The 1,901-nt window shown below is 65.8% G+C and carries 3 protein-coding genes; 1 reads left to right on the top strand and 2 read right to left on the bottom strand.

Annotated features, from left to right (window positions below; translation table 11 throughout):
• Positions 1–223 precede the first annotated feature (223 nt).
• Positions 224–418, bottom strand: coding sequence for a hypothetical protein (locus tag EN984_RS32915; RefSeq protein WP_127396780.1), 195 nt, complete (start codon positions 416–418; stop codon positions 224–226).
• Between the two features lie 167 nt (positions 419–585).
• A complete protein-coding gene (locus EN984_RS32910) occupies positions 586–1,260 on the bottom strand; it encodes a hypothetical protein (protein ID WP_127270463.1) in 675 nt (224 codons plus the stop codon).
• Positions 1,261–1,471: 211 nt separating this feature from the next.
• Here EN984_RS32910 and EN984_RS32905 point away from each other — a divergent pair.
• Positions 1,472–1,901: response regulator (locus tag EN984_RS32905; protein WP_127384281.1), on the top strand; the 430-nt coding region annotated here is incomplete at its 3' end.

Here is a 1,901-nt window from a genome sequence, read left to right as displayed (position 1 = left end):
GTTGTGTACGCGTTGGCAATGGACCGCCTGGTCGAGGGGCATGCCGATCCATATGATGATAGGCCGCACCCGTCGGCGGGCGGCGACGAGCAATGCTTGGAAGCGGCTCATGTCGCGCTCCTTCTCGGCGGCCGGAGCTGCTCGAAAGTCGAGTAGCTGGCCTCGATGCCCACCAACATCATTATGCCGATCAGCGAGGACATGCCAAGCGCCTTGCCGGAGTTCACGCGATCTTGCGGTCATGATGTCCATGGTTGTCGAGCGGCTGCGAGAGCGGAAGCGACAGCCGCCAGGCGGCGAAGCGCAGGCGGATCGCGCCCTTCAGCGTGTCGACCGGGAGGGCCAGCGGCATATCGCGCCCGGCAGGACCGAACGAGAGCCTCGGGCTGGCGGACGCGAGCAGCCGCAGCATGATCATGGCTTCCCACATTGTCGTGCTTCCATTGCATGGTTCGAATTGGCGTCATTCGAACTGGACGTGATTGAAACGAGGGATGGCGGAGATACGCCCGCCATCCCCCGGAGAACCGGCCGGCCCGAGAACGGGTTGGGTACCGGGCCGGCCGGTGCAGTCGGTCAGAGTTGTCAGTCGTTCCCGGGCTGGGGCGAGAGCTGCCTGCCATCGTTGGGCAGGCCTCTGGGGCCGGCTGCATCGTTCGGCGGCCCGCCCCAGGGACCGGGGGGTGATCCATGGGGGCGTTCCGCCGAAGCGAGGACTTCGAGTTGTTCGGGCGTCAGCTTGGCACGCAGTTCCGCGATCGCGTCCTTCAGTTTACCGGCCGAAACCGCGCGGGCGGTGACATCGTCGGCCAGCTTTTCCTGGAACGCGAAAGGATCAGGCTTGCCGCCGGGACCCGCCGCGTCGGGACCCTTCGCTTCAGCACTACCGGGCCGCCCGTGGTTGGGTCGAGGCGGCGAAAGCACCGCCTGCAGCGCGCTGGTGTAGTCGCGCCAGGCGTCGAGTTGTTCGGTGCGGATGCCGACGCGGGTCTCCAGCGCGGCGAGCCGGGCGGCCAGCATGAACTCCGGCGGCGGACCCATGCGGCGGGGGCCAAAGCCCTGTGGGCCGAAACCCTGCGAACCAGGCCGCATCGGTTCATGCGGGCCGGGTCCAGCCATCGGGCCGTGATCTGGGCCGTCCTGCATGGCCACGACAGGTGGCGGCTCGCCTGGTCCGGCGCCGGGATCTGGCTGCGCTGCCAGCGCGGGGTGAATTGCGGCGACGGAAAACAGGCCGAGCGCAAGAAGTCTGCTTCGCATAAAGATGTTCCTTTCTCTCATGCTTCGGACAGTTCAGAGGATAGGAAGCGTCTTTGTCCGCTTCGCGTCGGCGTGTTGCCGAAGGTTTCCGCAAAAGGGCAATTTGTTTCCGAATGTTTCCCTCGGGCCCCCGGAAACGTTCGGTTGCAATTTTCCATGCCGCTCGGGCGCGGCTCCTCCTATAATCGTGGCCAAGGCAAGGGCACGATTGATGCAGTCACAACCCCATATCCTCGTCGTTGACGACGACCGCGAGATCAGGACGCTTCTCCAGCGTTATCTCGACAGCCAGGGCTTTCGCGTCACGGCGGCGGCGGACCGGCGCGAATGCGAGCAACGGCTTGGCTCAGGCCAATTCGACCTGATCGTGCTCGACGTGATGCTGCCGGACGGCTCGGGGCTCGATATCTGCCGCGGCTTGCGCGACCGCAAGCCGCACACCCCGATCATCCTGCTGACCGCGCTGAAGGAAGATGTCGACCGCATCATCGGCCTGGAACTCGGCGCCGACGACTATCTCGGCAAGCCGTTCAACCCGCGTGAGCTCATTGCCCGCATCCGCGCCGTGCTCAGGCGCTCGGCGCCCGAGGAGGCGCGGATGCGGGCAATGAGCTCACGCGGGTTGAACGGCTTGCCGAGAT

Origin of the sequence: Mesorhizobium sp. M7A.F.Ca.CA.004.12.1.1 (assembly GCF_003997835.1) — a bacterium.
Taxonomy (GTDB): Bacteria; Pseudomonadota; Alphaproteobacteria; order Rhizobiales; family Rhizobiaceae; genus Mesorhizobium.
This window is presented reverse-complemented; position numbering and strand designations above follow the sequence as displayed.

Bases quoted from the DNA above. Each gene is read 5' to 3' on its own strand.
- EN984_RS32915 (WP_127396780.1), bottom strand. From the start codon at position 418: ATGATCATGCTGCGGCTGCTCGCGTCCGCCAGCCCGAGGCTCTCGTTC.
- EN984_RS32910 (WP_127270463.1), bottom strand. From the start codon at position 1,260: ATGCGAAGCAGACTTCTTGCGCTCGGCCTGTTTTCCGTCGCCGCAATT.